The organism is Curvibacter sp. GW821-FHT01G03 (assembly GCF_059422285.1).
The window spans coordinates 25,046-51,517 of sequence record NZ_JBWKWP010000012.1 but is presented as its reverse complement, the minus strand read 5'-3'; the positions used below and the strand labels follow the sequence as shown (position 1 = coordinate 51,517).

Below are 26,472 nucleotides of genomic sequence, written 5' to 3'. Positions count from 1 at the left end.
CGGAGCCGAGCCACACCATGAAAAAGCCTTCTTCCCTTCTCCCCATCGCTGCTGTTCTGGCCCTGGCCCTGGCCGCCGGGGCCTATGGCTGGACCCACCTGCGCGCCACCGGCCCCGGGCCGGGCTTTGTGAGCGGCAATGGGCGCATCGAGGCCACCGAGATCGACATTGCCACCAAGACCCCGGGCCGGGTGCTCGACATCCTGGTCGGCGAAGGCGATCTGGTCAGCGCCAACCAGCCGCTGGCCCACATGCAGATGCAGAGCCTGGAGGCCCAGCGCGACGAAGCCCGGGCGCGCCAGCGCCAGGCCGTGACCGGTGTGGCCAGCGCCGAAGCCCAGGTGGCCATGCGCGAAAGCGATGCCGCCGCCGCCCAAGCGGCCGTGGCCGCCCGCGAAGCTGACCTGGACAATGCCCAGCGCCGCCTGGCGCGCTCCACCGACCTGAGCCGCGACGGCGCCGCCTCGCAGCAGGAACTGGACGACGACCGGGCCCGCGCCCGCAGCGCCACGGCCGCCGTGGCCGCCGCCCGCGCCCAACTGGCCGCGGCCCAGAGCGCCATCGCCGCCGCCCGCTCGCAGGTGGGCAGCGCCCATGCCGCCGTCGTGGCCGGTGACGCCACCGTGGCCCGCATCCAGACCGAGATCGACGACGGCACCCTGGTAGCCCCGCGCGCCGGCCGCGTGCAGTACCGCGTGGCCCAGCCCGGCGAGGTGCTGGGCGCGGGTGGCAAGGTGCTGAACCTGGTGGACCTGTCCGAGGTGAACATGGGCTTTTTCGTGCCCGAGACCGTGGCCGGTCGCCTGGCCGTGGGCAGCGAGGTGCACCTGGTACTGGATGCCGCGCCGCAGTACGTGATCCCGGCCAAGGTGTCGTATGTGGCGGCCACCGCCCAGTTCACGCCCAAGACGGTCGAGACCGCCAGCGAGCGCCAGAAGCTGATGTTCAAGGTGAAGGCCCAGATCGACCGCGAGCTGCTGCGCCGCCATCTGCAGCAGGTCAAGACCGGCCTGCCCGGTGTGGCCTGGCTCAAGCTCGACCCCCAGGCCGAATGGCCCGCTGAACTGGCCGTGAAGGTGCCCCAGTGAGTGAAGCCTGCGCCAGCCTCCACGCGGTGAGCCTGCGCCACGGGGCCACCCTGGCCCTGGACAACATCACGCTGAGCCTGCCTGCGGGCTGCCGCGTGGGCCTGATCGGCCCCGACGGCGTGGGCAAGTCCAGCCTGCTGTCGCTGCTGGCCGGCGCCCGCGCGGTGCAGCAAGGTCGGGTCGAGACCCTGGGCGGCGACATGGCCAGCAGCGCCCACCGCGATGCCGTGTGCCCGCGCATCGCCTACATGCCGCAGGGCCTGGGCAAGAACCTCTACCCCACCTTGTCGGTGGAGGAAAACCTGCAGTTCTTCGGCCGCCTGTTCGGCCACAGCCCGGCCGAGCGCCGCCGCCGCATCGACAGCCTCACCGCCAGCACCGGGCTGTCGCCCTTCCTGAGCCGACCGGCCGGCAAGCTGTCGGGCGGCATGAAGCAGAAGCTGGGCCTGTGCTGCGCGCTGATCCACGACCCCGACCTGCTGATCCTGGATGAACCCACCACGGGCGTGGACCCGCTGTCGCGCAGCCAGTTCTGGGACCTGATCGACCGCATCCGCACCGAACGCCCGAGCATGAGCGTGATCGTGGCCACCGCCTACATGGAAGAGGCCGAGCGCTTCGACTGGCTGGTGGCCATGGATGCAGGCAAAGTGCTGGCCACGGGCAGTGCCCCCGAACTGCGCCAGCAGGCCGGCGCCGACACCCTGGAGGCCGCCTTCATTGCCCTGCTGCCCGAAGAGCGCCGCCGCGGTCACCAGGCCGTGCAGGTGCCGCCGCTGGACGCGGCGGCCGATCACAACATCGCCATCGAAGCCCAGGGCCTGACCATGCGCTTTGGCGATTTTGTGGCGGTGGACCATGTGGACTTCCGCATCCGGCGCGGTGAGATCTTCGGCTTTCTGGGCTCGAACGGCTGCGGCAAGTCGACCACCATGAAGATGCTGACCGGGCTGCTCAGTGCCACCGAGGGGCAGGCCTTGCTGTTCGGCCAGACCGTCAACCCCAACGACCTGGCGATTCGTCGGCGCGTGGGCTATATGTCGCAGGCCTTCTCGCTGTACAGCGAGCTCACGGTCGAACAGAACCTGGTGCTGCATGCACGCCTGTTCGGTGTGCCCGAGTCCGAGGTGGCCGGGCGTGTGGCGCACATGGTGCAGCGCTTCAGCCTCAGCGAGGTGGTGGGCAGCCTGCCCGAGAACCTGCCCCTGGGCATGCGCCAGCGCCTGTCGCTGGCGGTGGCCATGGTGCACCAGCCCGAGCTGCTGATCCTGGACGAGCCCACCTCGGGCGTGGACCCGGTGGCCCGCGACCTGTTCTGGCAGCTGATGATCGACCTGGCCCGCCAGGACGGGGTCACCATCTTCATTTCGACCCATTTCATGAACGAGGCCGAGCGCTGCGACCGCATCTCGCTGATGCATGCGGGCCGAGTGCTGGTCAGCGACACGCCGGCGGCCATCGTGCGCCAGCGCGGTGCGGCCACCCTGGAGGCCGCTTTCATCAGTTACCTGCGCGAGGCCACCGGCGACGAGGCCGCCCCCCAGGCCACCGCACCCGCAGCGACCGCCCCTGAAACAGCGGTGCCCACCCATTCCGGCACACCGGCACGGCGCAAGCGCTTCAGCCTGGCCCGGGCCCTGAGCTATTCGCTGCGCGAGGCCCTGGAACTGCAGCGCGACCCCGTGCGCGCCACCCTGGCCTTGCTGGGCACGGCCATCCTGATGTTCATCATCGGCTATGGCATCAGCCTGGACGTGGAAGACCTGTCTTACGCGGTGCTGGACCGCGACCAGACGGTGCTGAGCCAGAACTACGCCCTCAACCTGTCGGGCTCGCGCTACTTCATCGAACGCCCCCCCATCACCAGCGATGCCGAACTGGACCGCCGCCTGCGCAGCGGCGAGCTGGCCGTGGCCATCGAGATCCCGCCCGGCTTTGCCCGCGACCTGGAGCGCGGCCAGACCGTGAGCGTGGGGGCCTGGGTGGACGGCGCCATGCCCACCCGCGCCGAGACCGTGCGCGGCTATGTGCAGGCCCTGCACATGGGCTGGATCGCCGAGCAGGCCGAACAGCGCCTGGGCGTGCACCTGGCCGCCGCCAGCCAGATCGAAACCCGCTACCGCTACAACCCCGATGTGAAAAGCCTGCCCGCCATGGTGCCGGCGGTGATCCCGATGCTGCTGATGATGATCCCGGCCATGCTGACGGCCCTGTCGGTGGTGCGCGAGAAAGAGCTGGGCTCGATCATCAACCTGTACGTCACGCCCGTCACGCGCATGGAGTTTCTGCTGGGCAAGCAACTGCCCTATGTGGTGCTGGCGATGTTCAATTTCGCCCTCATGACCGTGCTGGCCGCCACCGTGTTCGGGGTGCCGGTGAAGGGCAGTGTGGCCACACTCACGCTGGCTGCCTTGCTGTTCGTGATCAGCGCCACGGGCTTCGGTCTGCTGGCCTCGACCTTCACGCGCAGCCAGATCGCGGCCATGTTCGTGACCATGATCGGCACCCTGATCCCCTGCGTGCAGTTTGCCGGCCTGCTCAACCCGGTGTCCTCACTGGAGGGCACAGGCGCCCTGATCGGGGCGGTGTACCCGGCCACCCACTTTCTGACCATCAGCCGCGGTGTGTTCAGCAAGGCGCTGGACCTGGGGGCGCTGACCGGTTCATTCTGGCCGCTGGCGGCCTCGATCCCGGTGATCCTGGGCCTGGCCGTGGCGCTGCTGAGAAAGCAGGAGAGCTGAGCCATGAGTCGACTCAAGAACATCTATCGCCTGGGCGTGAAAGAGCTGTGGAGCCTGATCCGCGACCCGATGATGCTGGTGCTGATCGCCTACACCTTCACGCTGTCGATCTACGTGGCCGCCACGGCCATGCCCGAGACGCTGCACAACGCCGCCATCGCGATCGTCGACGAAGACGGCTCGCCACTGTCGGGGCGCATTGCGCAGGCCTTCTACCCGCCACACTTCAACACGCCGCGCCTGCTGACCCTGACCGAGATGGATGCCGGCATGGACAGCGGCGACTACACCTTTGTGCTGGACATCCCACCGGACTTCCAGGCCGATGTGCTGGCCGGCAAGGCGCCGCGGGTGCAGCTCAATGTGGACGCCACGCGCATGAGCCAGGCCTTCACGGGCAGCAGCTACATCCAGCAGATGGTGTCCGACGAGGTGACCGAATTCGTGCACCGCTACCGGACGCCAACCCGGCTGCCGGTCGAGCTGAATGTGCACACGCGCTTCAACCCCAACCTGGAGCAGTCGTGGTTCGGCTCGCTGATGGAGATCATCAACAACGTCACCATGCTGTCCATCATCCTGACCGGTGCAGCCCTGATCCGCGAGCGCGAGCACGGCACCATCGAGCATCTGCTGGTGATGCCCGTGCGCCCGCTGGAGATCATGCTGGCCAAGGTCTGGGCCATGGGCCTGGTGGTGTGGAGTGCGGCGCTGATCGCGCTGATCTTCGTGGTGCAAGGGGCTTTGCACGTGCCCATCCAAGGCTCGCTGGCGTTGTTCATGCTGGCGGTGGCGCTGCACTTGTTCGCCACCACCTCGATGGGCATCTTCCTGGCGACGGTGGCCCGCTCGATGCCTCAGTTCGGCATGCTGCTGGTGCTGGTGCTGCTGCCCCTGGAACTGCTGTCGGGCGGCATGACGCCACGCGAAAGCATGCCCCGCCTGGTGCAGGACCTGATGCAGGCGGCCCCCACCACCCACTTTGTGACCGTGGCCCAGGCCATCCTGTACCGGGGCGCCGGCCTCGATGTGGTGTGGCCGGCACTGCTGGCCATTGCGGTGATCGGCAGTGTGCTGTTCAGCGCCGCGCTGGCCCGCTTTCGCAACACCATCAGCCAGATGGCATGAACGCCTGAGGCTCTGATGCCGTCGGAGACCCTGTCACAACCCGGTCATGCAGCCCACCGATACCCGCTGAGCCTCAGCCCCCGACGCTGACCTATCCTGTCGAAACGCCTTCAAAGAGGAACGATCCATGCCGCCAGAGACCCTTTCGCCCGCGCCCTTGGAGGCGCTGCAGACGGTGCGCAACCGCACCTTTGACGAGATCGCCGTGGGCGACTCCGAATCGATCCGTCGCCAGCTCACGGCCGAGGACATCCAGCTCTTCGCCATCCTATCGGGCGACGTGAACCCGCAGCACCTGGACGCCGATTACGCCGCCGCGTCGCGCTTTCATGGCGTGATCGCCCACGGCATGCTGGGCGGCGCGCTGATCTCGGCCGTGCTGGGCACGCGACTGCCCGGGCCAGGCACCATCTACCTCGGCCAGACCCTGCAGTTCATGGCCCCGGTGCGCATCGGCGACACGCTGGACGTGCAGGTCACGGTGACCGAGCGCGAGGAAACCAAGCGCCGCCTCAAGCTGGCCTGCAGCTGCGTCAATCAGGACGGGGTGACCGTGATCCGTGGCGAAGCGCAGGTGATCGCCCCCACCGAATCGGTGTCGCGCCCGCGCAGCACCCTGCCCGAGGTGCACCTGAGCGCCGGCAACGACGGCCCACGCCGCCTGCTGGCCGAAGCCCGCCCGCTGGGCCCGATCCGCATGGCCGTGGTCCACCCCTGCGACGCCCTGAGCCTGTCCGCCGCCCTCGATGCGCAGGCCGCCGGCCTGATCACCCCCGTGCTGGTGGCGCCCCGTGCGCGCCTGGCGTCAGTGGCCGCCGAAGCCGGCCTGAGCCTGGACGGCCTGCTCATCGAAGACGTGCCGCACAGCCATGCCGCGGCCGACCGCGCGGTCGAGCTGGTTCGGCAGGGCCAGGCCGAAGCCCTGATGAAGGGCAGCCTGCACACCGACGAACTCATGGCCGCCGTGGTGTCGGCCGAGCACGGCCTGCGCACCAAGCGCCGCATCAGCCACTGCTTTCTGATGCAGACCCCGGCCTACCCGCGACCCTTCATCATCACCGACGCGGCCATCAACATCGCCCCCGGCCTGGACGCCAAGGCCGACATCGTGCGCAATGCCATCGAACTGGCCCACGCCATCGGTGTGGCCCAGCCGCGGGTGGCCATCCTGGCCGCGGTGGAAACGGTCAACCCCGCCATGCCGGCCACGCTGGACGCCGCCGCCCTGTGCAAGATGGCCGACCGAGGCCAGATCAGCGGCGCCCTGCTTGATGGCCCGCTGGCCTTTGACAACGCGGTCTCGGCCGCGGCGGCCCACATCAAGGGCATCCAGTCCGAGGTGGCCGGACGTGCCGATGTGCTGGTGGTGCCCGACCTCGAAAGCGGCAACATGCTGGCCAAGCAGCTCGAATACCTGGGCGGCGCCGCCAGTGCCGGCATTGTGCTGGGCGCGCGCGTGCCCATCGTGCTGACCAGCCGGGCCGACTCGCGCGAAAGCCGCATCAGCTCGTGCGCGATTGCCGTGCTGCTGGCCCACCGCTACCGTGCCACCCCCCCTTGAGGAGCGCCATGAACACGCACATCCTGGTCCTGAACTGCGGCTCGTCGAGCATCAAGTTCGCCCTCTTCGACGCCAGCCGGCCGCCTCTGCCGCGCAGTCCGGTCTGGGGTGGCAAGATCGAAGGCATTGGCGGCCCCCAGGCCACCCACGGTGAAACCGGTCAGCCCCCGGTGGGCCTGAGCCTGGACCCGATCCAGCCCTACCACGCGGCACTCGAGCACATCGAGCGCCGCGTGCTGGCCCAGCCCGGCGCGCAACACCTGGCGGCGGTGGCGCACCGGGTGGTGCATGGCGGGTCCAAGTACTTCGAGCCGGTGGCGGTGAACACCCAGGTGCTGGCCGACCTGCGCGAGTACATTCCGCTGGCACCACTGCACCAGCCCTTTGCCCTGGAGGCCATCGAGGCCCTGCTGGAGCGCCAGCCCCAGTTGCTGCAGGTGGCCTGCTTTGACACGGCCTTTCACCACACCCTGCCCCAGGTCGAGCAGATGTTGCCCCTGCCCTATGCGGCCTGGGAGCGGGGGCTGCGCCGCTACGGCTTTCATGGCCTGTCGTACGCCTACCAGGCCCTGGTGCTGCCCGAGCGCCACGGCGCTGTGGCCCATGGCCGCACCGTGGTGGCCCACCTGGGCTCCGGCGCCAGCCTGTGCGCTCTGAACGATCTGAAAAGCGTGGCCACCACCATGGGCTTCTCGGCCCTGGATGGCCTGATGATGGGCACGCGCTGTGGCGCGCTCGACCCTGGCGCGGTGATCTACCTGATGGAAATCGAGAAACTGAGCCTGCAGCAGGTCGCCCATGTGCTGTACCACGAGTCGGGCCTGCTGGGGGTGTCGGGCCTGTCCTCCGATCCGCGTGTGCTGCTGGCCCACGAGGCCGGCAATGAGCGTGCCCGCGCCGCGCTTGACCTCTATGTGCGGCGCATCGTGCGCGAGATCGGTGCCCTGGTGGCCGTGCAGGGCGGGCTGGACCTGCTGGTCTTCACCGCCGGCGTGGGGGAACACAACGCCGAGATCCGTTCGCGCATCTGCCAGCAACTGGGCTTTCTGGGTCTGCGCCTGGACAACGCCGCCAACCAGGCCCACCAGGCCTGCATCTCGGCGCCCGACAGCGCGGTGCGGGTGGCCGTCGAGCCGGCCAACGAGGAATGGGTGGCGGCCCGGGCGGCGGCCCGGCTGGTGGGGTTGGCGGTTGACAGCGATGGCAGGTAGCTCACAGATGTCAAAGCAGGCATGGATTCTGGCGTGCGGGTGAAGCCCGCGTGACCCTGATCGAATCACCAATGCGCAGGCTTGCTGGCGGGCTTCTTGCGTGTAGGCACGTTGATGGGCATTTGCGCTTGCGCCAATTCATCGTCCCGGATGTATCGGCGAACCCAGTGAGCCAAGTCCGTCAATCTTTTGTTGGGCACCTTGCCCGTGCCTGCACTCGGCTCACGCAAAGGCATCACCAACCCAATTTTGACCGCAGGAACATCTGCGCGCACCCTGCGCAATGCGGGCTCCAGATCGCTGTCGTTCGAACAAATCACCAATTGCTCACTCTGCCCCAGCACCGCATCGCGATAGATGTGCAGGGCCATGTTCACATCCGTCTGCTTCTCCTCAATCATCCAGACTGGCAACACATCGTTCTTGTCGGGTGCCTGCCCCGGTTCGTACCGGGGCAATGCCGTGGGCTCAAAGACATGAAACCCCTGGATGATTTCCAGCAACTGCGGATGGCGGGCTCGCAATGCGCGGTGGTATTGGGTTTGCGCCTGAGCCGACGCCTCACCATGCCGGGCATAGGATGCTTTGATGGGCGCAGTGAAAAATTTGATCGTGTCGACGACCGCAGAGGGGTCCTGAATCTGGACGATGCGATCTCTGAACAGAGCGGCCACATCGAGCCATTTGTAAGGTGTGCCTTTGAGTCGCGAGTAATACAGGTTGAAGCCGTCGACGTAGATCGTTGTTCGAGACACTTTGGAATCCACCCATGAAAAAGCCACCTTGCGGTGGCCTTTTCGCCCCAAGCCTGAGTCAACCAAATGACACCGCGAGGGGATTGTAGGAAGCCATTTTAGCGGTCCGCCTGTGATCTGTACGGGCCAGAACAGTGCAAAGACCGCCGCTCATCCAGCCTCAGCCCACTGCCCACTGCCCCTAGCCATGAGCCATGAGCCATGAGGCACATCGGATCCCATTGACGTAGAGACCTCAAGGCTGGCCCAGGTCCATCAGCAGCCGGGTGGTCAGGTACAGGCGGGGCACGATGGAATCGACCTCGATGTACTCGTCCCGGGCGTGGTAGCCGAAACCGGCCAGGCCAAAACTCTCGACCACGGCCGCCTTGCCCGAGCGGCTGGCAAAGCCGGCATCGGTGGCCGCACCCACCATGTCAACCAGGGCCAAAGGGCGGCCATCCAGCTCAGCGTAGATGCCTTGGGCACGCTGGGCCACGGCCCGACCGGTGGCAGAAGCCAGGTAGGGCGGGCGCCCGATGGTCATGGTGACGGTGGTCTCGGTGTCGGGCACCACCTTGTTGCGTTGCACGGCCGCCTGCAGCTTTTCGTTCAAGGCTTCTGCCGCACCAGGCTGGGTGGTGCGCACATCGGCGCCCGCGGTGGCCAGTTCGGGAATCTGGTTGCGCACCGTGCCCGACTGCGAGGTGGTCCAGTTCAGTTGGGCGCCGGGCACGCTCTTGGCGATGTCGCGGGTCTGCACCAGTTGGTTCGACAGTTCGATCAAGGCGTTGCGGCCCAGCTCGGGGGCTGCACCGGCGTGCGAAGCTTTGCCCTTGACCTGCAGGGTCACGGTGGCCGTGCCGGCCGCCCCCAGCAGCAGCCCCTCCTGGCGCGCCACGGCCTTGGCGGCCGTGGGCTCGAAGGACAGCACCACATCCTGCTGCGCACCCAGGGTGGCAATGGTCTCGCCCGAACCGATCGAGCCCACCTCTTCGTCGGGGTTGAACAGCACGGTCAGGGTGGCGTAGTCGGTCCAGCCCCGCTCACGCAGCAAAGCCAGTGAATGCAGGATGACCGCGATGCCGCCCTTGTCATCGGCAATGCCCGGGCCATAGATGCGGCCACCCTCCACCTTGTAGGCCTGGGTCTTGAGGATGCCGGGCTGGTAAACCGTGTCCATGTGCGCCTGCAGCATCAGGTGCTTGCGCCCCGTGCCCTGTAGGGTGCCGATCACGATGTCGGCCCCAGCGCCCGCCGTGGTCTTGCGGCGCTCGGTCTTGAAGCCCAGGGCCTGCAGCCGCTGCTCGGTGAACGCCGCCATGCGGGCCAGGCCCGCCACATCCGAGCTGCCCGATTCGATCATCACCATCTCACGGAGGCTCTCGATCACGGCCGGCTGGGCTTTTTCGGCCGCCGCCTTCAGGGTCGCATCAGGGGCGGCAAGCGCCCCGATGGAGCCAGCAGCCAAACAAAGAGCGCTCAGCCAGCGGGCGGGTTGGGAAAGACGGAAGGGCATGGGGAATCTCCTGGCAGTCAATGAGGGTTTGAGACAGCGGTGCGCAAACTATAGCCAGCCCGAGGGGACTGGCTGCTCGCCCAGGTGACAGCAGCCCAAGGGCACAATATCAACCCGAATCCATACACCCCCTTCCCCCCGACATGCCCCGCATCCAGTTCACGCTGCCCGAGCGCTTTCTTTTCTCGACCGACATCCAGATCTACATCAGCCACGTCAATCAGGGCGGTCACCTCGACAACGCACAGTTGCTGACCCTGGTGTCCGAGGCACGCGTGCGCTTTTTCAAATGGCTGGGCTACCGCGAGTCGGGGGTGGAGGGGCTGAGCATCGTGGTGGGCGACATCGTGGCCCAGTACAAATCCGAGGGTTTTCACGGCGAAACCATGCAGGTCGAGATGCTGCCCGAAGACTTCAACCGCTATGGCTTCGACCTGGTGTTCCGCATGACCGAGCGCGACTCGGGCCGCGAGGTGGCCCGCGGCAAGATCGGGGTGGTGTTTGTGGGCCGGGTCGACAAGAAGGTGACCCTGGTGCCCGAGGCCTTCCTGGCGCGGCTGGCAGCCGCCCAGGCCTGACCTCACGGCTTCTTGATCCAGCCCCCTGGCGCGCCGCACGGGGCGTGGCACCATGGGCGATTTTTCCCCCTCCTCCTGAGCCCACGATGAACCCAACCTCCTGGCTGGCCTACGACCACTATGCCTACGCTGCCTTTGCCGTGCTGGGCACGCTGGCGGCGGTGCTGTTCATTCAATGGGCGCTGCTGCGCTCGCGCTGGGCCGGCTGGCTGCAGGGTCTGCAGGGGGTGGCGCCGCCGTTCATCAACATCATTGGCGTGCTGTTCGGCCTGACGCTGGCCTTTTTGGCCAACGACACCTGGAGCGCCCACGACAAGGCCATGTCGGCCGTCTACCAGGAGGCTGACGCCCTGCGCACCTTGCGCGTGCTGGGCCACGACCTGCCTGCGCCGCTGCACCAGGCGCTCGACGAAACGGTGCTGGCCTATGCCCGTGCCAGCGCGGCCGAGTGGCCTGAGCTGGCTCGGCGCGAGCAGAGCCCGGCCGTGCAGGCCCAGGGCGAGGCCTTGCTGCACCTGCTGGCCAGCCGGGCGGTGGAGCAAGCCGCCGGCGCCGGCGTGCAGGCCCAGATGCTGCGCGAGGCGCGGCTGCTGGCGGGCCAGCGTGACCTGCGCATTGCCCTCAGCCAGACCCACATCAACCCGCTGAAATGGCTGGGCATGGCGTTTCTGGGCTTTGTCACGCTGTTGTCGGTGGCGGTGGTGCACATCGACCGGCCCCGGGTGGTGGCCACGGCCACGGTGCTGTTTGCGCTGGCGGCGGCCCCCACGGCCACCATCGTGCTGATCCAGGGCAACCCCTTCCAGCAGCCCACGGCTGTGACACCGGCGCCGCTGTTGGCGGCCACGGGCCGCCCCTGAGGCCAGGGCACGGCCTCCTATAATCAGCCGCCTTGGGACTGCCCCAAGGCGTGGCCCGACCGGCCCTCTGGGCCGGCCTTGGCTTCTTAACCCCCAATACACACCAGCGTGCGCGTGAAGTCGGTTGCGATGACCCCACAGCCATCGGTCGCCTGCGCGCTGGCCACCCGTCCACACGCCGGCCCATGCCCCCTTTGAAACCTCAAGCCCCGGCCGGCAGGCCCTCCCCCGGCCCCGGGCTGCAGCGCGGCCGCGCCGGGCTCTGGACCTGGCTGGGCCTGTTCGCGCTGGCCCTTTTGTGGCTGCTGCCCCTGGGCACCCGGGCCCTGATCACCCCCGACGAAGGCCGCTACGCCACCCTGTCGCTGGGCATGCTGCACAGCGGCGACTGGATCACCCCGCGCCTGAACGGCCTGCTGTATTTTGAAAAGCCGCCCCTGCAGTACTGGGGCGGGGCGCTGGCCATGGCCGTGCTGGGGGTGAGCGACTTCAGCGCCCGGCTGTGGTCCGGCCTGGCCGGGCTGCTGACCCTGGGCCTGGTGGGCCACACCGCCAGCCGGCTGTGGGGCGAGCGCACCGGCCGCATTGCGCTGCTGACCGGCGCGGGCACCACCTGGCTGGTGCTGAACAGCCATTTTTTGTCGCTTGATGCCGGCCTGTGTGCGGCCCTGACGTTGGCGCTGTGCGGCTTTCTGCTGGGCCAGCAGGCGCAGGCCGAGGGGCGGCCGCGCAGCGGCTGGATGCTGGCGGCCTGGGCGGGCCTGGCGCTGGCGGTGCTCAGCAAGGGCCTGGTGGGCCTGCTGATCCCGGGCGCGGTGCTGGTGTTGCACAGCCTGTGGCGGCTCGATTTCCGCATCTGGCGGGCCATGCGCTGGGGCCCGGGCCTGCTGCTGTTCGCCCTGATCACCGTGCCCTGGTTCTGGGCGGTGTCGGCGCGCAACCCCGACTTTGCCTGGTTCTTTTTTGTGCACGAGCACTTTGACCGCTACCTCAAGCCCGATCACAACCGCTCGGGCCCGGTCTGGTACTTTTTGCCCTTTCTGCTGCTGGGTTTTCTGCCCTGGACCAGCGCCCTGCCCTGGCTGACCCGGGTGCGCCGCAGCGACTTTGCGTCGAGCTTTCTGCTCTTGTGGGCGGGCTTTGTGCTGCTGTTCTTCAGCATCTCCAGCTCCAAGCTGCCCTCGTACATCCTGCCCATGTTCCCGGCCCTGGTGCTGCTGCTGGCCCCGGCCATCGAGCGCGCCAGCCAGCGGGCCCTGGCCTGGCACCTGGGGCTGCCGGCCCTGCTGTGGCTGGGCGGCGGCCTGGCCTGGCTGCTGGCCGAGCGCATCGCGGGCAGCGACAGCGACCCGGTCGTGGCGCACACCCTGCTCAACGGCATCGGCCTGGCCAGCGCCCTGTTTCTGAGCGCCTGTGGCCTGGCCTGGTGGCTGCTGCGTCGCAACCGCCGGCTGCTGGCCGTGGGGGTGGTGGGCATCAGTCACTGTGCCTGCGTGCTGATCGGCCTGCAGGCGCACAACGGCTACGGTTTGCAGAAAAGCAGCGCGGAGTTGGTGCAGGCGGTGCCCGAGGCCTTCGACCCCGCCGTGCCGGTGTACGCCGTGCGCAGCTACGACCAGACCCTGCCCTTTTACCTGCGCCGCCCGGTCACCCTGGTGGACTACCGCGACGAATTCAGCTTTGGCGAGCAGCACGAGCCCCAGCGCTGGATCGCCAGCCTGCCCGAGTTCGTGGCCCGCTGGCAGGCCGAGCCGCGTGGCGTGGCCTACCTCGAAGGCGACACGCTGAAAGAACTCACCGCCCTGGGCCTGCAGGCCCGGGTGGTGCTGCGCGACGATCGCCGCGTGCTGCTGGCCAAGCCCTGAGCCCTGCCCCCTTTTTCTGCCCCACACCCCCATGAAAATCACCGACTTCCTGTTTGTCCTGGCCGGCGTGCTGCTGAACGCGGGCGCCCAGCTGCTGCTCAAATCGGGCGCCAGCGCGGTCGGGCCGATCCAGGGCTTCGAGGGCCTGCGCAACGTGGCACTCACCTTGGCCTTCCACCCCGGGGTGATCGGCGGGTTGTTCTGCTATGTGCTGAGCGTGGTGCTGTGGATCGTGGCCCTGTCGCGCGTCGATGTGAGCATGGCCTACCCCATGCTGTCGATCGGCTATGTGGTCAATGCGCTGCTGGCCTCGGCCCTGCTGGGCGAGGTGATCTCGGCCCAGCGCTGGGGCGGCATGGCCATCATCTTGTTGGGCGTCGCTATCATCGCCCGCAGCTGAACCCGCCTCTTGGAGCCCCTCTTGCAAGCCTTTCTGCCTTTCACCCGCCCCTCGATCGACGAAGCCACCATTGAAGACGTGGGCGCCGTGCTGCGCTCAGGTTGGCTGACCACCGGCCCGCGCTGCCAGGCCCTGGAGGCCGCGCTGTCGGCCCGCTTTGGTGGCCGCCCGGTGCGCCTGGCCAGCTCGGCCACCGCCACCCTGGAGCTGGGCCTGCGGCTGGCCGGCGTGGGCCCCGGCGACGAGGTGATCACCACCGCCCTGACCTGGGTGGCCACCGGCAACGTGATCCTGCAGGTGGGGGCCCGCCCCGTGCTGGTGGACATCGACCCCGCCACCCGCAACTTCGACCTGGACCTGGTGGAAGCCGCCATCACCCCGCGTACCAAAGCCCTGCTGCCGGTGGACCTGGCCGGCCTGCCGGTGGACCGACAGCGCCTGTATGACATCGCCCAGCGCCATGGCCTGCGCGTGATCGAGGACGCGGCCCAGTCCATGGGCGCGAACTGGGCCGGCGAAGAGATCGGCCTGAAGGGCGACCTGGTGTCGTTCAGCTTCCATGCCAACAAGAACATGACCACGGCCGAAGGCGGCTGCCTGGTGATGAACAACGAAGACGAGGCCCGACGTTTCGAGCGCCTGCGCCTGCAGGGCGTGGTGCGCTTCCCCGACGGCAGCGCCGATGTGGAAGAGCTGGGGGGCAAATGCAACCTGACCGACGTGGCCGCGGCCATCGGGCTGGGCCAGCTCAAGCAACTCGACGGCTTCAACCAGCGCCGCATCGCGCTGGCCCAGCGCTACTTTGAGCTGTTCCCGCGCGATCTGGGCTTTGATTTGCCGCTGGCCGATTTCCAGCAGAGCAACTGGCACATGTTCCAGCCCCTGCTGCCCGTGGGCCTGGCCCGGGCCGATTTCATCGCCCGCATGCGCGAGCAGGGCATCGGCATCGGGGTGCACTACCCGGCCATGCACCTGTTCACGCTGTACCGCAAAATGGGCCACTTTGAAGGCCAGTTCCCGCACGCCGAAGACGTGGGCCGCCGCACCGTGACCCTGCCCCTATTCCCGGCCATGGCCGACAGCGATGTCGACCGCGTGTGCGCAGCCGTGCGCCTGGCCTTGTCCTGATTTTTTGGTGAGCCGCTTTTGAACACCACTCTTGCCTCCCCCCTGCCCGCCGACCGCCACCCGGACGATCCGGTGCTGAGCGTGGTCATTCCGGTCTACAACGAAGAAGACGGCCTGGCCCAGCTGTTTGCGCGCCTCTACCCTGCACTTGACCAGTTGGGCGTGCGCTACGAGGTGGTGTTCGTCAACGACGGCAGCCGCGACCGCTCGCCGGGCATCCTGGCCGAGCAGTTCGACCGGCGCCCCGACGTGACCCGGGTGATCCTGTTCAACGGCAATTTCGGTCAGCACCGCGCCATCCTGGCCGGCTTTGCCCATTGCCGCGGCGAGCGCATCGTGACCCTGGATGCCGACCTGCAGAACCCACCCGAAGACATCGCCACCCTGCTGGCCAAGATGGATGAAGGCCACGACTACGTGGGCTCGATCCGCCGCCAGCGCCATGATGTGGCCTGGCGCAAGTGGGCCAGCAAGGCCATGAACCGCCTGCGCGCCAAGCTCACCCGCATCGACATCACCGACCAGGGCTGCATGCTGCGCGCCTACAGCCGCAACATCGTGTCGCTGATCAACCAGTGCGGCGAGATGAACACCTTCATCCCGGCGCTGGCCTACCAGTTCTCACGCAACCCCGCCGAGGTGGTGGTGGGCCACGAGGAGCGCTTTGCCGGTGAATCGAAATACTCGCTGTACAGCCTGATCCGGCTCAACTTCGACCTGGTGACCAGCTTCTCGGTGGTGCCGCTGCAATGGTTCTCGCTGATGGGCATGGCCATCTCGGCCGGCGCCGGGCTGCTGGTGCTGCTGCTGATCGGGCGACGCATCGTGATCGGCCCCGAGGAAGGCGGCCTGTTCACCCTGTTCGCGATCGCCTTCTTCCTGATCGGCCTGGCCCTGTTCGGCATCGGCCTGATCGGCGAGTACGTGGGCCGCATCTACAGCGAGGTGCGGCAACGCCCGCGCTATGTGATCAGCGCCATCCTGGAGCAGAAGCGATGAGCGCACCCAGTGCCGTCGTCTTCGCCTACCACAACGTGGGCGTGCGCCTGCTCAAGGTGCTGATCGACGCCGGGGTGCAGATCCGGCTGGTGGTCACCCATGCCGACAACCCGAACGAAACCATCTGGTTTGGCAGCGTGGCCCAGGTGGCGGCCGAACATGGCCTGCCCTGCATCACGCCCGAGACGGCCGACAGCCCCGAGCTGCTCAGCCAGTTGCAGGCCCTGGCCCCCGACTACCTGTTCTCGTTCTATTACCGCTACATGCTGCCTCAGGCGCTGCTCGAAGTGCCCCGGCGCGGCGCCTACAACCTGCATGGCTCGCTGCTGCCGCGCTACCGAGGCCGGGCCCCGGTGAATTGGGCCGTGGTGCGCGGCGAACGCGAGATCGGCGCCACCCTGCATGTGATGAACGCCAAGCCCGACCACGGGGCCATCGTCGACCAGCAGGCCGTGCCCATCCTGAGCAACGACACCGCCCGCGAGGTGTTCGACAAGGTCACGCTGGCCGCCGAACTGGTGCTGGCCCGCTGCCTGCCCGGCTTGTTGGCCGGCACCGCCGTGCTGCAGCCGCAGCAACACATCGCTGGCCAGTACTTCGGCCGCCGCACGCCTGAAGACGGGCGCATTCCGGCCACAGCCACGGCCTGGCAGGCGCACAACCGGGTGCGCGGCGTGGCCCCGCCCGACTACCCCGGCGCCTTCTTCGACACGGCAGGCAGGCGCCTCCAGATCGACCGCACCCTGTGGCTCGGCCCCCCGGGCCCGGCGGATCAAGAGGGGTGCACGCCCCCCGCAGAGAACAGGCTGGCCCTGCTGGTGCAGGACGGTCGCCTGCTGCTGCGCGGCGCCGACGGCGTGCTGCTGCCAGTGCTGGCCGCGCGGCTCGATGGCAGCGCGCTGGACGCAGCCCGTTTTCAATCGCTTTACCCCGGGCAGGCGCTGACGCCTCGCGACTGAGCGAAAATCCCGGCATTGACAGGAAAAAATCTTGAAAAACGTCCTCATCCTTGGCGTCAACGGCTTCATCGGCCACCACCTGACGCGCCACATCATCGAAACCACCGACTGGCACATCTACGGCATGGACATGCAGTCCGAGCGCGTGCAGCCCTGGATGGACCACCCCCGCTTCCACTTCTTTGAAGGTGACATCACCATCAACAAAGAGTGGATCGAGTACCACGTGCGCAAGTGCGACGTGGTGCTGCCCCTGGTGGCCATCGCCACCCCGGCCACCTATGTGAGCGACCCGCTGCGCGTGTTCGAGCTCGACTTTGAGGCCAACCTCGAGATCGTGCGCCACTGCGTCAAGTACAAGAAACGCATCGTGTTCCCGAGCACCAGCGAGGTGTACGGCATGTGCGGCGACGACGAGTTCGATCCCGAGGCCTCGCCCCTGGTCTACGGCCCGATCAACAAGCCGCGCTGGATCTACGCCTGCTCCAAGCAGCTGCTCGACCGCGTGATCCACGCCTACGGCCAGCAGCACGGCCTGGACTACACCTTGTTCCGCCCCTTCAACTGGATCGGCCCGGGCCTGGACAACCTGCACACCGCCAAGGAAGGCTCCAGCCGCGTGATCACCCAGTTCCTGGGCCACATCGTGCGCGGCGAGCCGATCAAGCTGGTGGACGGCGGGGCCCAGCGCCGCTGCTTCACCGACATCGAAGACGGCATCCGCGCGCTGATGCTGATCCTGGCCAATCAGGACGGCTGCGCCACCCGCAACATCTACAACATCGGCAACCCGAGCAACGACCTGTCGGTGCGCGAGCTGGTGGGCGAGATGATGGCCCTGGCCGCCAGCATCCCCGAGTACCGCGACCACGCGGCCCAGGTCACCGTGCTGGAGACCACCTCGGCCGAGTACTACGGCAAGGGCTACCAGGACGTGGAACGCCGCGTGCCCAAGATCGCCAACACCCAGGCCGACCTGGGCTGGAAGCCTGAGGTGACCATGCAGCAGGCCTTGGCCCGCCTTTTTGAACATTACAAAGACCAACTCGACAGCGCCCGGGGTCTCATCAACTGATCGCCCAGCGGCCTGGAATTGAAGCCATGGGCGTGATTGCACTGAAGATCGATGTGGACACCTGGCGCGGCACGCGCGAGGGCGTGCCGGCGCTGGCCAAGCTGCTGGAGCGGCTGGACGCGCCGGCCACCTTTTTGTTCAGCCTGGGGCCCGACCACACGGGTCGCGCGCTCAAGCGCGTGTTCCGGCCGGGCTTTTTCGGCAAGGTGGCGCGCACCTCGGTGGTCGAGCACTACGGCCTCAAGACCCTGATGTACGGAGTGCTGCTGCCCGGCCCCGACATCGGCCGACGCGAGGCCGAAGGCCTGCGCGCCATCGCCCGCGCTGGCTTCGAGACCGGCGTGCACACCTGGGACCACGTGCGCTGGCAAGACCACGTGGCCGGCGCCAGCGAGGCCTGGACACGGCGCGAGCTCACCCGGGCCGTGGAGCGTTACAGCGAGATCTTCGGCGCCCGCCCCAGCGTGCATGGGGCTGCCGGCTGGCAGATGAACGAGGCGGCCTACCGGCTGCAAAAAGAGCTGGGCTTCAGCGTGGCCTCCGACGGCCGCGGCACCCAGCCCTACTGGCCTTGCGATGCCCAGGGCGAGGTGATCGGCCCGGTGCAGTTGCCCACCACCCTGCCCACGCTCGACGAGCTGCTGGGCCTGGACGGCTGGACCGTGGACAACGTGCACGAGGCCCTGCTGGCGCACACCCGCGAGGTGGCGCCGCTGCACGTCTACACCCTGCACGCCGAACTCGAAGGCCAAAAACTGGCCCCGGTGTTCGAACGCCTGTTGCGCGGCTGGCGCGACCAGGGCTACCGCTTTGCCACCCTGGGCGAGTGCGCCGCGTACCTGCAGCCGGCCCGCCTGCCACGCTGCCCCGTGGGGCTGGGGACCATCCCGGGGCGCAGCGGCGAGTTGGTGGTGCAGCAGCCTTCGCTCGCGCGCTGAGTCGGCGTCGGCGACCTGGCGTGGCCTCGCCAGCACGTTTTGGCCTGCGCCGATATAGTCGGCGACATGTCCGCACCGCCAGCATCGTCCAGCGCCCGCCCCGGGCAAGCCCACTCACCAACCCCACCTGAAGACCCCGACCACGGGCTGGACCGCAGCGCGCTGCTGGCCCTGGCGGCCATTCTCATGGGCGTGGGGCTGGGCACACTGGACACCGCCATCGCCAACACCGCGCTGCCCGCGATTGCCCACGACCTGAATGCGCCGCCGGCGGCCTCGATCTGGGTGGTGAATGCCTACCAACTGGCCACGGTGGCCCTGCTGCTGCCGTTTGCGGCGCTGGGCGACCGGATCGGGCCCCGGCGCGTGTTCATGGGCGGGCTGGCCTTTTTCACGCTGGCCTCGCTGGCCTGTGCGCTGGCGCCCACGCTGCCGCTGCTGGCGCTGGCCCGGGGCCTGCAGGGCATGGGGGCGGCCGCCATCATGAGCGTGAACATCGCGCTGATCCGGTTGCTGTACCCGGCCTCGCGCCTGGGGCGCGGCGTGGGCATGAACGCGCTGGTGGTGGGGGTGTTCTTTGCGGTCGGGCCCACGGTGGCCTCGCTGGTGCTGAGCGTGGCCGACTGGCCCTGGCTGTTCGCCATCAATGTGCCGCTGGGCTTGCTGGCCCTGGGGTTTGGCTGGCACACGCTGCCCCACAGCCCGCCGCGTGACCATGGCTTCGACCCGCTGACGGCGGTGTTCACCGCCCTCACCTTCTCCACCCTGATCGGTGCCCTGGGCGCGGCGGCCCAGCAAGAGCCCTGGGCCCTGGTGGCGATTCCGGCCAGCGTGACAGTGGTGGCCGGGGCGTTGCTGCTGTGGCGCCAGGCCGGGCACCCGGCGCCCATGCTGCCGGTGGACCTGATGCGCCGGCCCCTGTTTGCCCTGTCGGTGCTGACGGCGCTGAGCGCCTTTGCCACCCAGGGCCTGGCCTTTGTCTCGCTGCCCTTCTTTCTGGAGCAGGTGCTGCACCGCAATCCGGTGGACACCGGCTTTCTGATGTCGGCCTGGCCGGTGGTGGTGGCCGCGGCCGCCCCCTGGGCCGGGCGCCTGTCAGACCGCCACCCGCCGGGGTTGCTGGGAGGCATCGGGCTGGCCGTGTTGAGTGCGGGCATGCTGTCGCTGGCGCTGTTGCCCGATCAGCCCGGCACGCTGGACCTGGTGCTGCGCCTGTGCCTGTGTGGCGCCGGGTTCGGCTTCTTCCAGTCGCCCAATCTGCGCGCCCTGATGTCGAGTGCCCCGCCCGAGCGCGCCAGTGGGGCCAGCGGCATGATCGCGCTGGCGCGCCTGACCGGCCAGGCCAGCGGGGCGGCCGGCGTGGCGCTGTGCTTTGCCCTGGGGGGCACGCAGGGTGCCAAGACAGCGCTGGCGGTGGGTTGCGGCACGGCCGCGCTGGGCGCCGTGGCCAGCACGGCCCGGCTGTTCACCCGCGCGCGCTGAGACGCTGAGACGCTGAGACGCTGAGACGCTGAGACGCTGAGAGCCTGCCCGCTCAGAAACCCAGGCGTTTGGCCGATGAGAGGGTGCTGACCACTTCGCTGGTGGCCTGGGCGAAGGCGGTTCCTGGGGCCAGGGCGTCTTCGGCCTCGCGCATGCGACGCTGGTTGATCAGGTCGCCCACCTGACCCGCCACGCGGTGGAAGTGGGCATGCCGCCCCACCAGGGTGCTGAAGGTGGGGCGCTCGGCCAGGCGCTGGCCATCGCCATAAATCCACTTGCCCAGCGCGCAACAGTCATCGCGCGACAGCGTGGCGGTATCGACCTGGCTGCGGTCTTCAATGGCCTGGCGCAGCTTGACCTTCCATTGGCGGTGGGCGTCGATGATGGCGTCCACATCCACGCCTTCGACCAACGCTGCGGCGCGATGCCCCGGCAGCCGGAACTCATCCACCGTGGCAGCCATGGTCACGGCCACCCGGCGTTGTGAACCAGCGGCAGCGGCGGTTTCCTCGACCAGCGCGGCGTTGGCCTGGGTGTTGCGGTCCAGCTCCTGCACGGCGGCGCCGATCTGGCTCACGCCCAGGCTTTGTTCACGCGCGCCATTGGCCACCTCGTCGAGCAGCGACTTCACGTTCTCGGCACTCGCCACGATCTCCTGCATGGTCTGGCCGGCCTGGCGCACCACGGCCGAGCCCGAGCTGACCTCTTCGGTGCTGCCCGCGATCAGGGTCTTGATCTCTTTGGCGGCCACGGCACTGCGCTGAGCCAGACTGCGCACCTCGCCCGCCACCACGGCAAAGCCGCGGCCCTGCTCGCCGGCACGGGCCGCTTCCACGGCCGCATTCAGCGCCAGGATGTTGGTCTGGAAGGCAATGCCATCAATCACACCAATGATGTCGCTGATCTTTTGCGACGAGGCCTGGATGCGTTCCATGGTCTGCACCACCGAGCCCATGACCCGCCCACCATGCTCGGCCGTGCTGGCGTTCTCCTGGGCGATCTCGGAGGCCCGGCGCACAGATTCGGCCGTCATCTGGATGGTCGAGGTGGTCTGTTCGAGGGCGGCCGACGACTGCTCCAGCGCGGCAGCCGCCTGCTCGGTGCGGGCCGACAGGTCGGCCGTGCCCTGGGCAATCTCGGTGCTGGCCTGCACCACCTGGTCGCTGGCCTCCTGCACCTGGCGCACGGTGTCGGTGAGCGAGGTCTGCATGTTGCCCAGTTCACGCATGAGGTCGGACACCTCGTCATGCCCCTTGGTGTCGACGCGGGTGCGCAAATCGCCCATCGAAATGCTCAGCAGGAACTTGCGCAGCAGCTTGAAGCCCCCGGTCATCGAGCGGTAAAAGCCCATGAAAAAGTAAAGCGCCACCAACAGGCTCAGCCCCGTCAGTGCTGCCGTCAGGCCCACGTGCAGGCGCAGCGCCTCCTGGCGCTCGGCCAGCATGTCGTCAAGCACCGCCAGGTTCTGCTTCACCTGGTCCGACTGGGCCTGCAAGGCCTCGGTGGCCAGCACGCGAAAGGCCTCGGCATCGCCCTTCACATCAACCTGCCCGGGTGGGAAGCTGCTGTGCGCGGCGCCCTCCAGACGCAGCAGCAGGGCCGCGGCATCGGTCTTCAGGCGGCTGCCGGCGGCGGGGGCCGCGGCGCGCACCTTGTCAAGGTTGTCGGTCAGCAACTGGCGCTCGTGGGCCAGCACACCCAGCAAGGCATACAACCTTGCGGCCACGTCGGGCTTGAGCTGGCCGCCAGCCAGGGCCGCCCGGCCCAGGCCACGCAGCTCGGCCGTGTCACGCAGCAGGCCCGGCGGCTGCATCAGCGTGGCGCCCACGAGGTGGAACGAGGCCAGGTCGGAGTCCAGCGCCAGCCCCGAGCCGTCGGTGACACGGTCCTGCAATTGGCTGAGGGCGGCGGCCAATTTGTTCATGGCGGTAAACACAGCCTCGGGGGTGCTGTTGGCCTGGCTGGCCGCCTGACTGGCCTCCAGCACCTGGCGCAGCGCTGCCGTGCTGCCCAGTCGCTCACCCAACTCAGCATCCAGCGCCTGCAGCTTCTGCAAGGCCTGCTGGTACTGCGCCTGGGCCTGGGCCAGTTCGCCTCCGGCCTGCCCCGCTGCCGCGCTGCGGGCCCGGTAGCGCCACACGCTGGCGGCATCCACCACGGGGGCCAGCGCCTGGCTGTAATGCACGCCCTCCCGCTCGGTGGCCACGAATTCAAGTTCGGCGTTCTTGGCGCTGCCATAGGCCAGCAGCAGCCAGGCCACCGGCAGCAGGAAGGCGGCCGAAATGAGGGTCATCTTGGCCGGGAAACGCAGGCCGCGCATCAAAGCGGCACCGGGCCGCCACAGGGGGGAATTGACAAAGCTCATGCTGGATCGGATGGGACGAGGGTGGGGTGAAGGTGGGTCACAGGCTGCAGGTGAATCCCTGCTTTTGCTGACACTTTGTCACAAGACTCCCTCCGCTTTCCTGACATCCGTCAAGAACAACCGGAAACCCAGCCTCGGTCACGGCGCCGGGCTCACGCCACCAGGCCGCGCCGGGTCACGGCAAGGCCAGTGACGCGTGCGGCAGACACCGGGACCGGTCACCGCACGCATCGGCAAACAGACCGCCATAATGTCCAGAAATAACAATTTGTGACCAATGGGATTGAAATGGCAGCCAAGTCCATGCGGCCCCAGGGCCGACGCAGCACCTTGCTTCGACTCGCCTTGCCCCTGGTGCCGGCCCTGCTGGGCCGCGGTGCCGCCGCCGGCCAACTGCCAGAGCCTGCCGGGCCGGTGGTGCTGACCCTGTCGGGCCGGGTGGGCCAGCCCAATCAAGGCGCGCAGGCCGTGTTCGACTTGGCCATGCTGACGGCGCTGGCGCAGCGCCGCTTCAGCGTCAAGACGCCTTGGGACCCGCGCCCGGTCTCGTTCGAAGGCCCGCTGCTGCGCGAGGTGCTGCAAGCCGCCGACGCCCGCGGCACCCGCCTGACCCTGGTGGCCGTGAACGACTACAAGGTGGAGATCCCGACGGAGGATCTGGCGCACTGGGACGTGGTGCTGGCCCTGAAGATGAATGGCCAGGCCATTCCGGCGCGCACCAAGGGCCCCCTGTTCGTGGTCTACCCCTTCGATGTGGCGCAAGGCGCGTTGCTGGAGCAGTTCCGCGACCGCTCGATCTGGCAACTGGTGTCGATACGCGTCGATTGACCCACACCACGCACAGGGACACGGCATGACATCCAGCGCCAGCGAGCACGGCCCGTCGGGGCAGACCGAACCGGGTCGGGGCTTGTCGCTGCGGGTCTCGATTGCCACTGTGGTGGTGTTCTCCATGCTGCTGGTGGCCGTGGTGGTGATTGCCACAGGGTGGGCCGGTGCCCGAGCCAACGCCATCGACACCGCGGCCCGCATGGCCACCGACGCCGGCAAGCTGGTGGGCGAGCGGGCCAAGGGCCTGCTGGAGCCGGCCAAGTCCACTCTGCGCCAACTGACCTTCGACCCCATCACCACCGCCCGCACGCTGGAGGCACGGCTCGAGCGCATCCATGTGCTGTCGGAGGAACTGGTGGCCAACCCGCTGCTGTCTTCGGTCTACGTGGGCTATGAGGATGGCGCCTTTCTGCTGGTGCGCCCGCTGGATCAGCCGGCGCAGCGCAAGCTGTTTGCCGCACCGCCCAAATCGAACTTCATGGCCCAGTCACGCGCCCGCGACCGGCAGGGGCGCTGGCAGGGCGAATACCTGTTCTTCGACACGGCCCGCCAACTGCTGGAGCGCAGGGCCATGCCCGACTACCGTTTCGACCCTCGCACGCGCCCCTGGTACCAGGAGGCCCAGACCACCGGTCAGCCCTCCTTGTCCGAGCCGTATGCCTACTTCACCACCCAAGAGCTGGGGGTCACCCTGAGCCAGCTGAGCCACTCGGGGCAGGCCGTGATCGGCCTCGATGTGGTGCTGGACCAGCTGAGCCGCTCGCTGGCCGATCTGCGCGTGACGCCGCATGCGCGGATCGCCCTGGTGAACGCGCGCCAGGAGGTGCTGGCCGACCCGGACCACCCCCACGCCAGCCAGTCGAGCCAGGGCGCGCCACGTTTTCGGCGGGTGCAGGAGCTGGGCGAGGCGGGGCTGAACGCACTGCTTGAACAGGCCACCCAAGCCAGCCCGCCCTCGGGCCTGGGCCAGGCCCGCTTGCTGAAGGTTCAGGGCCACGAGCTGCTGGGCGTGGTGCTGCCGTTTGAAATGTGGTCCGACCAGGGCATGCGCCTGCTGGTGACCCTGCCGGTGGAGGAACTGCTGGGCGATCTGACGGCCAAGCGCCGCCGCATCGTGTTCATGGTGGTGCTGCTGGTGATTGCCATGCTGGCCCTGAGCTGGCCCATGGCGGCGCGAATCGGTCGCGGCATTGAAGGCCTGACCGACAAGGCCCGCTCTGTGGAACGCTTTCACTTCACGCAGGTCACGCCGCGCCGGTCGGCCATCAAGGAGGTCAACGAGCTCGCTGTGGCGATGCAGGGCATGAGCCAGACCATCGAGAGCTTTCTCAAACTCAGCCACCAGATGGCCACCGAGCCCGAGGTCGAACACATGCTTGACCAGGTGCTGCAGCAACTGGTGCAAGCCACCCGCAGCCATGCCGGCGCGGTGTACCTGTGGGACGAGGCCGCGGGCTGCATGCAACGGGCGGCCACCCACGGCCCGGCCACAGCCGGCTTCGAGCCCCGCCTGGCCGGGCCTGGTACAGCCGCCCCTGGCCCGGTCGGCGAGCAACGCAGCGAGTTGCTGCTGCAGGGGCGCCAGGGCGATCGCCAGGGCCTGCTGGTGCTGCTGCACCAAGGTGACGACGGCCACGAAGACCGGGCCTTCCAGCACTTTGCCCAACAGCTGTCGGGCATGCTGGCCGTTTCCATCGAAACCCGTCAGCTGATCGACGCCCAGAAAAAGCTGCTCGATGCCGTGATCCGGCTGATGGCCGACGCCATCGATGCCAAAAGCCCCTACACCGGTGGGCACTGTGAACGTGTGCCCGAATTCGCCATCCAGATGATGGACCAGTTGCAGGCCGATACCCGCGGCCCCTACGCCGGGTACGGCCTGAACGAACAAGAGTGCTATGCCTTCCAGTTGGGGGCCTGGCTGCACGACTGCGGCAAGGTCACCAGCCCGGAGCACATCGTCGACAAGGCCACCAAGCTGGAGCTGATCGGCAACCGGATCCATGAAGTGCGGCTGCGTTTCGAGCTGCTGTGGCGCGACGCCGAGATCAGCTGCTGGCAGGCCCTGGCCCAAGGTCAGGACACGGACGTGGCCCATGCCACCCTGGCCGCACGCCAGCAGCGCCTGCAAGAGGACTTTGCCTTTGTCGCCGCCTGCAATCTGGGCAGCGAAGCCCTGAGCGACGATGCCGTGGCCCGCCTGCAGGCGCTGGGGGCCCAGACCTGGCAACGCCACTTCGACGACCGCCTGGGTTTGTCGGTTGAGGAGCTGGACCGCCTGCAAAAAGCCCGCCCCCAGGCCCCGCCTTTGCCCACCCCCGAACCCTTGCTGGCCGATCGGCCCGAACACTGCGTCCCCTGGGGTGAGCGACGCCCCCCGGTGGAAAAAGGCGCCCCGGGCAATGTTTACGGCTTTGACATGCCGCTGCCCCTGTACAAGCAAAACATGGGGGAGCTGCACAACCTGTCCGTGCGCCGCGGGACCCTGACGGAAGAGGATCGCTTCCGAATCAACGAGCACATCGTTCAGACCTACACCATGCTCAAGGCCCTGCCCTGGCCCCAGGCCCTGAGCCGGGTACCCGAACTGGCTGCAACCCACCACGAACGGCTCGATGGCCAGGGCTACCCGCGCCGACTGAAGGCCGACCAACTCGGCCTGCCCGAGCGGGTGATGGCCCTGGCCGACGTGTTCGAGGCCCTGACAGCGGCCGACCGCCCTTACAAGACGCCCAAGCCTCTGAGCGAAACCCTGAACATCATGGCCCGCATGTGCCGTGAACAGCACCTGGACACCGAGTTGTTCCGGTATTTCCTGCGCAGCGGGCTGTGGCAGCAACTGGCCCACACCTACCTGCAAGCCGCACAGATCGATCGGGTCGATCTGGCCTCGATCGAAGCCCAGCTGCCCGCACGGTCCTGACAGGCTTGGCCGACTCCGCCACGGGCTTAAACCCGGATGCGCGGTGCGAAAATAGCAGTTCGTAGGGCGAAAAATGCCTTACGTCAA

20 protein-coding genes are annotated in these 26,472 nt (G+C 68.1%); 17 read left to right on the top strand and 3 right to left on the bottom strand.

The window, feature by feature from the left end; translation table 11 throughout:
* Positions 1-17 precede the first annotated feature (17 nt).
* The 5 genes from AC07VS_RS18050 to AC07VS_RS18030 all read left to right on the top strand — a co-directional run bounded on the left by AC07VS_RS18050 (position 18) and on the right by AC07VS_RS18030 (position 7,729).
* A complete protein-coding gene (locus tag AC07VS_RS18050; RefSeq protein WP_492348972.1) occupies positions 18-1,088 on the top strand; it encodes an HlyD family secretion protein in 1,071 nt (356 codons plus the stop codon).
* The gene (gene rbbA, locus AC07VS_RS18045) at positions 1,085-3,829 is read left to right on the top strand and encodes a ribosome-associated ATPase/putative transporter RbbA (RefSeq protein ID WP_494751635.1); all 2,745 of its coding nucleotides are present in this window, start codon (positions 1,085-1,087) and stop codon (positions 3,827-3,829) included. Before AC07VS_RS18050 ends, rbbA begins: the two co-directional genes overlap by 4 nt.
* 3 nt (positions 3,830-3,832) lie before the next feature.
* Complete coding sequence (locus AC07VS_RS18040; protein ID WP_492348970.1) at positions 3,833-4,957, top strand: ABC transporter permease; 1,125 nt, start codon at positions 3,833-3,835, stop codon at positions 4,955-4,957.
* A 127-nt stretch (positions 4,958-5,084) separates the two neighbouring features.
* A complete protein-coding gene (locus AC07VS_RS18035) occupies positions 5,085-6,518 on the top strand; it encodes a bifunctional enoyl-CoA hydratase/phosphate acetyltransferase (RefSeq protein WP_492348969.1) in 1,434 nt (477 codons plus the stop codon).
* A gap of 8 nt (positions 6,519-6,526) precedes the next feature.
* The gene (locus tag AC07VS_RS18030) at positions 6,527-7,729 is read left to right on the top strand and encodes an acetate/propionate family kinase (protein WP_494751634.1); all 1,203 of its coding nucleotides are present in this window, start codon (positions 6,527-6,529) and stop codon (positions 7,727-7,729) included.
* Positions 7,730-7,794: 65 nt separating this feature from the next.
* Here AC07VS_RS18030 and AC07VS_RS18025 read toward each other — a convergent pair whose 3' ends face one another.
* The gene (locus AC07VS_RS18025; protein ID WP_494658258.1) at positions 7,795-8,484 is read right to left on the bottom strand and encodes an NYN domain-containing protein; all 690 of its coding nucleotides are present in this window, start codon (positions 8,482-8,484) and stop codon (positions 7,795-7,797) included.
* 235 nt (positions 8,485-8,719) lie between these two features.
* Positions 8,720-9,982: a M20/M25/M40 family metallo-hydrolase gene (locus tag AC07VS_RS18020; RefSeq protein ID WP_492348966.1), complete on the bottom strand. Its 1,263-nt coding sequence runs from the start codon at positions 9,980-9,982 to the stop codon at positions 8,720-8,722.
* A 143-nt stretch (positions 9,983-10,125) separates the two neighbouring features.
* Here AC07VS_RS18020 and AC07VS_RS18015 point away from each other — a divergent pair, with 143 nt between their 5' ends.
* The 10 genes from AC07VS_RS18015 (at position 10,126) to AC07VS_RS17970 (ending at position 20,266) form a co-directional block, all read left to right on the top strand.
* Positions 10,126-10,560, top strand: coding sequence for an acyl-CoA thioesterase (locus AC07VS_RS18015; protein ID WP_492348965.1), 435 nt, complete (start codon positions 10,126-10,128; stop codon positions 10,558-10,560).
* An 86-nt stretch (positions 10,561-10,646) separates the two neighbouring features.
* Positions 10,647-11,420, top strand: a complete 774-nt coding sequence (locus AC07VS_RS18010; protein ID WP_492348964.1) for a bestrophin-like domain — start codon at positions 10,647-10,649, stop codon at positions 11,418-11,420.
* A 185-nt stretch (positions 11,421-11,605) separates the two neighbouring features.
* Positions 11,606-13,285 (top strand): glycosyltransferase family 39 protein, encoded by a 1,680-nt coding sequence (locus tag AC07VS_RS18005; protein WP_494751633.1) that lies wholly within the window; start codon positions 11,606-11,608, stop codon positions 13,283-13,285.
* A gap of 31 nt (positions 13,286-13,316) precedes the next feature.
* Positions 13,317-13,685 carry an EamA family transporter gene (locus AC07VS_RS18000; RefSeq protein WP_492348962.1) on the top strand — a complete coding sequence of 123 codons (369 nt, stop codon included), beginning with the start codon at positions 13,317-13,319 and terminating at the stop codon, positions 13,683-13,685.
* A 21-nt stretch (positions 13,686-13,706) separates the two neighbouring features.
* Complete coding sequence (locus AC07VS_RS17995; protein ID WP_494751632.1) at positions 13,707-14,813, top strand: DegT/DnrJ/EryC1/StrS family aminotransferase; 1,107 nt, start codon at positions 13,707-13,709, stop codon at positions 14,811-14,813.
* 18 nt (positions 14,814-14,831) lie between these two features.
* Positions 14,832-15,812, top strand: coding sequence for a glycosyltransferase (locus tag AC07VS_RS17990; RefSeq protein ID WP_492348960.1), 981 nt, complete (start codon positions 14,832-14,834; stop codon positions 15,810-15,812).
* Positions 15,809-16,771, top strand: a complete 963-nt coding sequence (locus AC07VS_RS17985; RefSeq protein WP_494751631.1) for a formyltransferase — start codon at positions 15,809-15,811, stop codon at positions 16,769-16,771. Before AC07VS_RS17990 ends, AC07VS_RS17985 begins: the two co-directional genes overlap by 4 nt.
* Positions 16,772-16,802: 31 nt before the next feature.
* A complete protein-coding gene (locus tag AC07VS_RS17980) occupies positions 16,803-17,846 on the top strand; it encodes a bifunctional UDP-4-keto-pentose/UDP-xylose synthase (protein WP_492348958.1) in 1,044 nt (347 codons plus the stop codon).
* Between the two features lie 26 nt (positions 17,847-17,872).
* Positions 17,873-18,784, top strand: coding sequence for a polysaccharide deacetylase family protein (locus AC07VS_RS17975; protein ID WP_494751630.1), 912 nt, complete (start codon positions 17,873-17,875; stop codon positions 18,782-18,784).
* Positions 18,785-18,850: 66 nt separating this feature from the next.
* A complete protein-coding gene (locus AC07VS_RS17970) occupies positions 18,851-20,266 on the top strand; it encodes an MFS transporter (RefSeq protein WP_494658266.1) in 1,416 nt (471 codons plus the stop codon).
* 52 nt (positions 20,267-20,318) lie between these two features.
* Here AC07VS_RS17970 and AC07VS_RS17965 read toward each other — a convergent pair whose 3' ends face one another.
* On the bottom strand, positions 20,319-22,631 hold the full coding sequence (locus AC07VS_RS17965; RefSeq protein ID WP_492348955.1) for a methyl-accepting chemotaxis protein: 2,313 nt from the start codon (positions 22,629-22,631) through the stop codon (positions 20,319-20,321).
* Positions 22,632-22,919: 288 nt separating this feature from the next.
* Here AC07VS_RS17965 and AC07VS_RS17960 point away from each other — a divergent pair, with 288 nt between their 5' ends.
* Entirely contained in the window at positions 22,920-23,459 is a 540-nt protein-coding gene (locus tag AC07VS_RS17960) for a putative pterin-binding protein (protein WP_494751629.1), read from the top strand.
* Between the two features lie 25 nt (positions 23,460-23,484).
* Entirely contained in the window at positions 23,485-26,385 is a 2,901-nt protein-coding gene (locus tag AC07VS_RS17955; RefSeq protein ID WP_494751628.1) for an HD domain-containing phosphohydrolase, read from the top strand.
* The last annotated feature ends 87 nt before the right edge of the window (positions 26,386-26,472 follow it).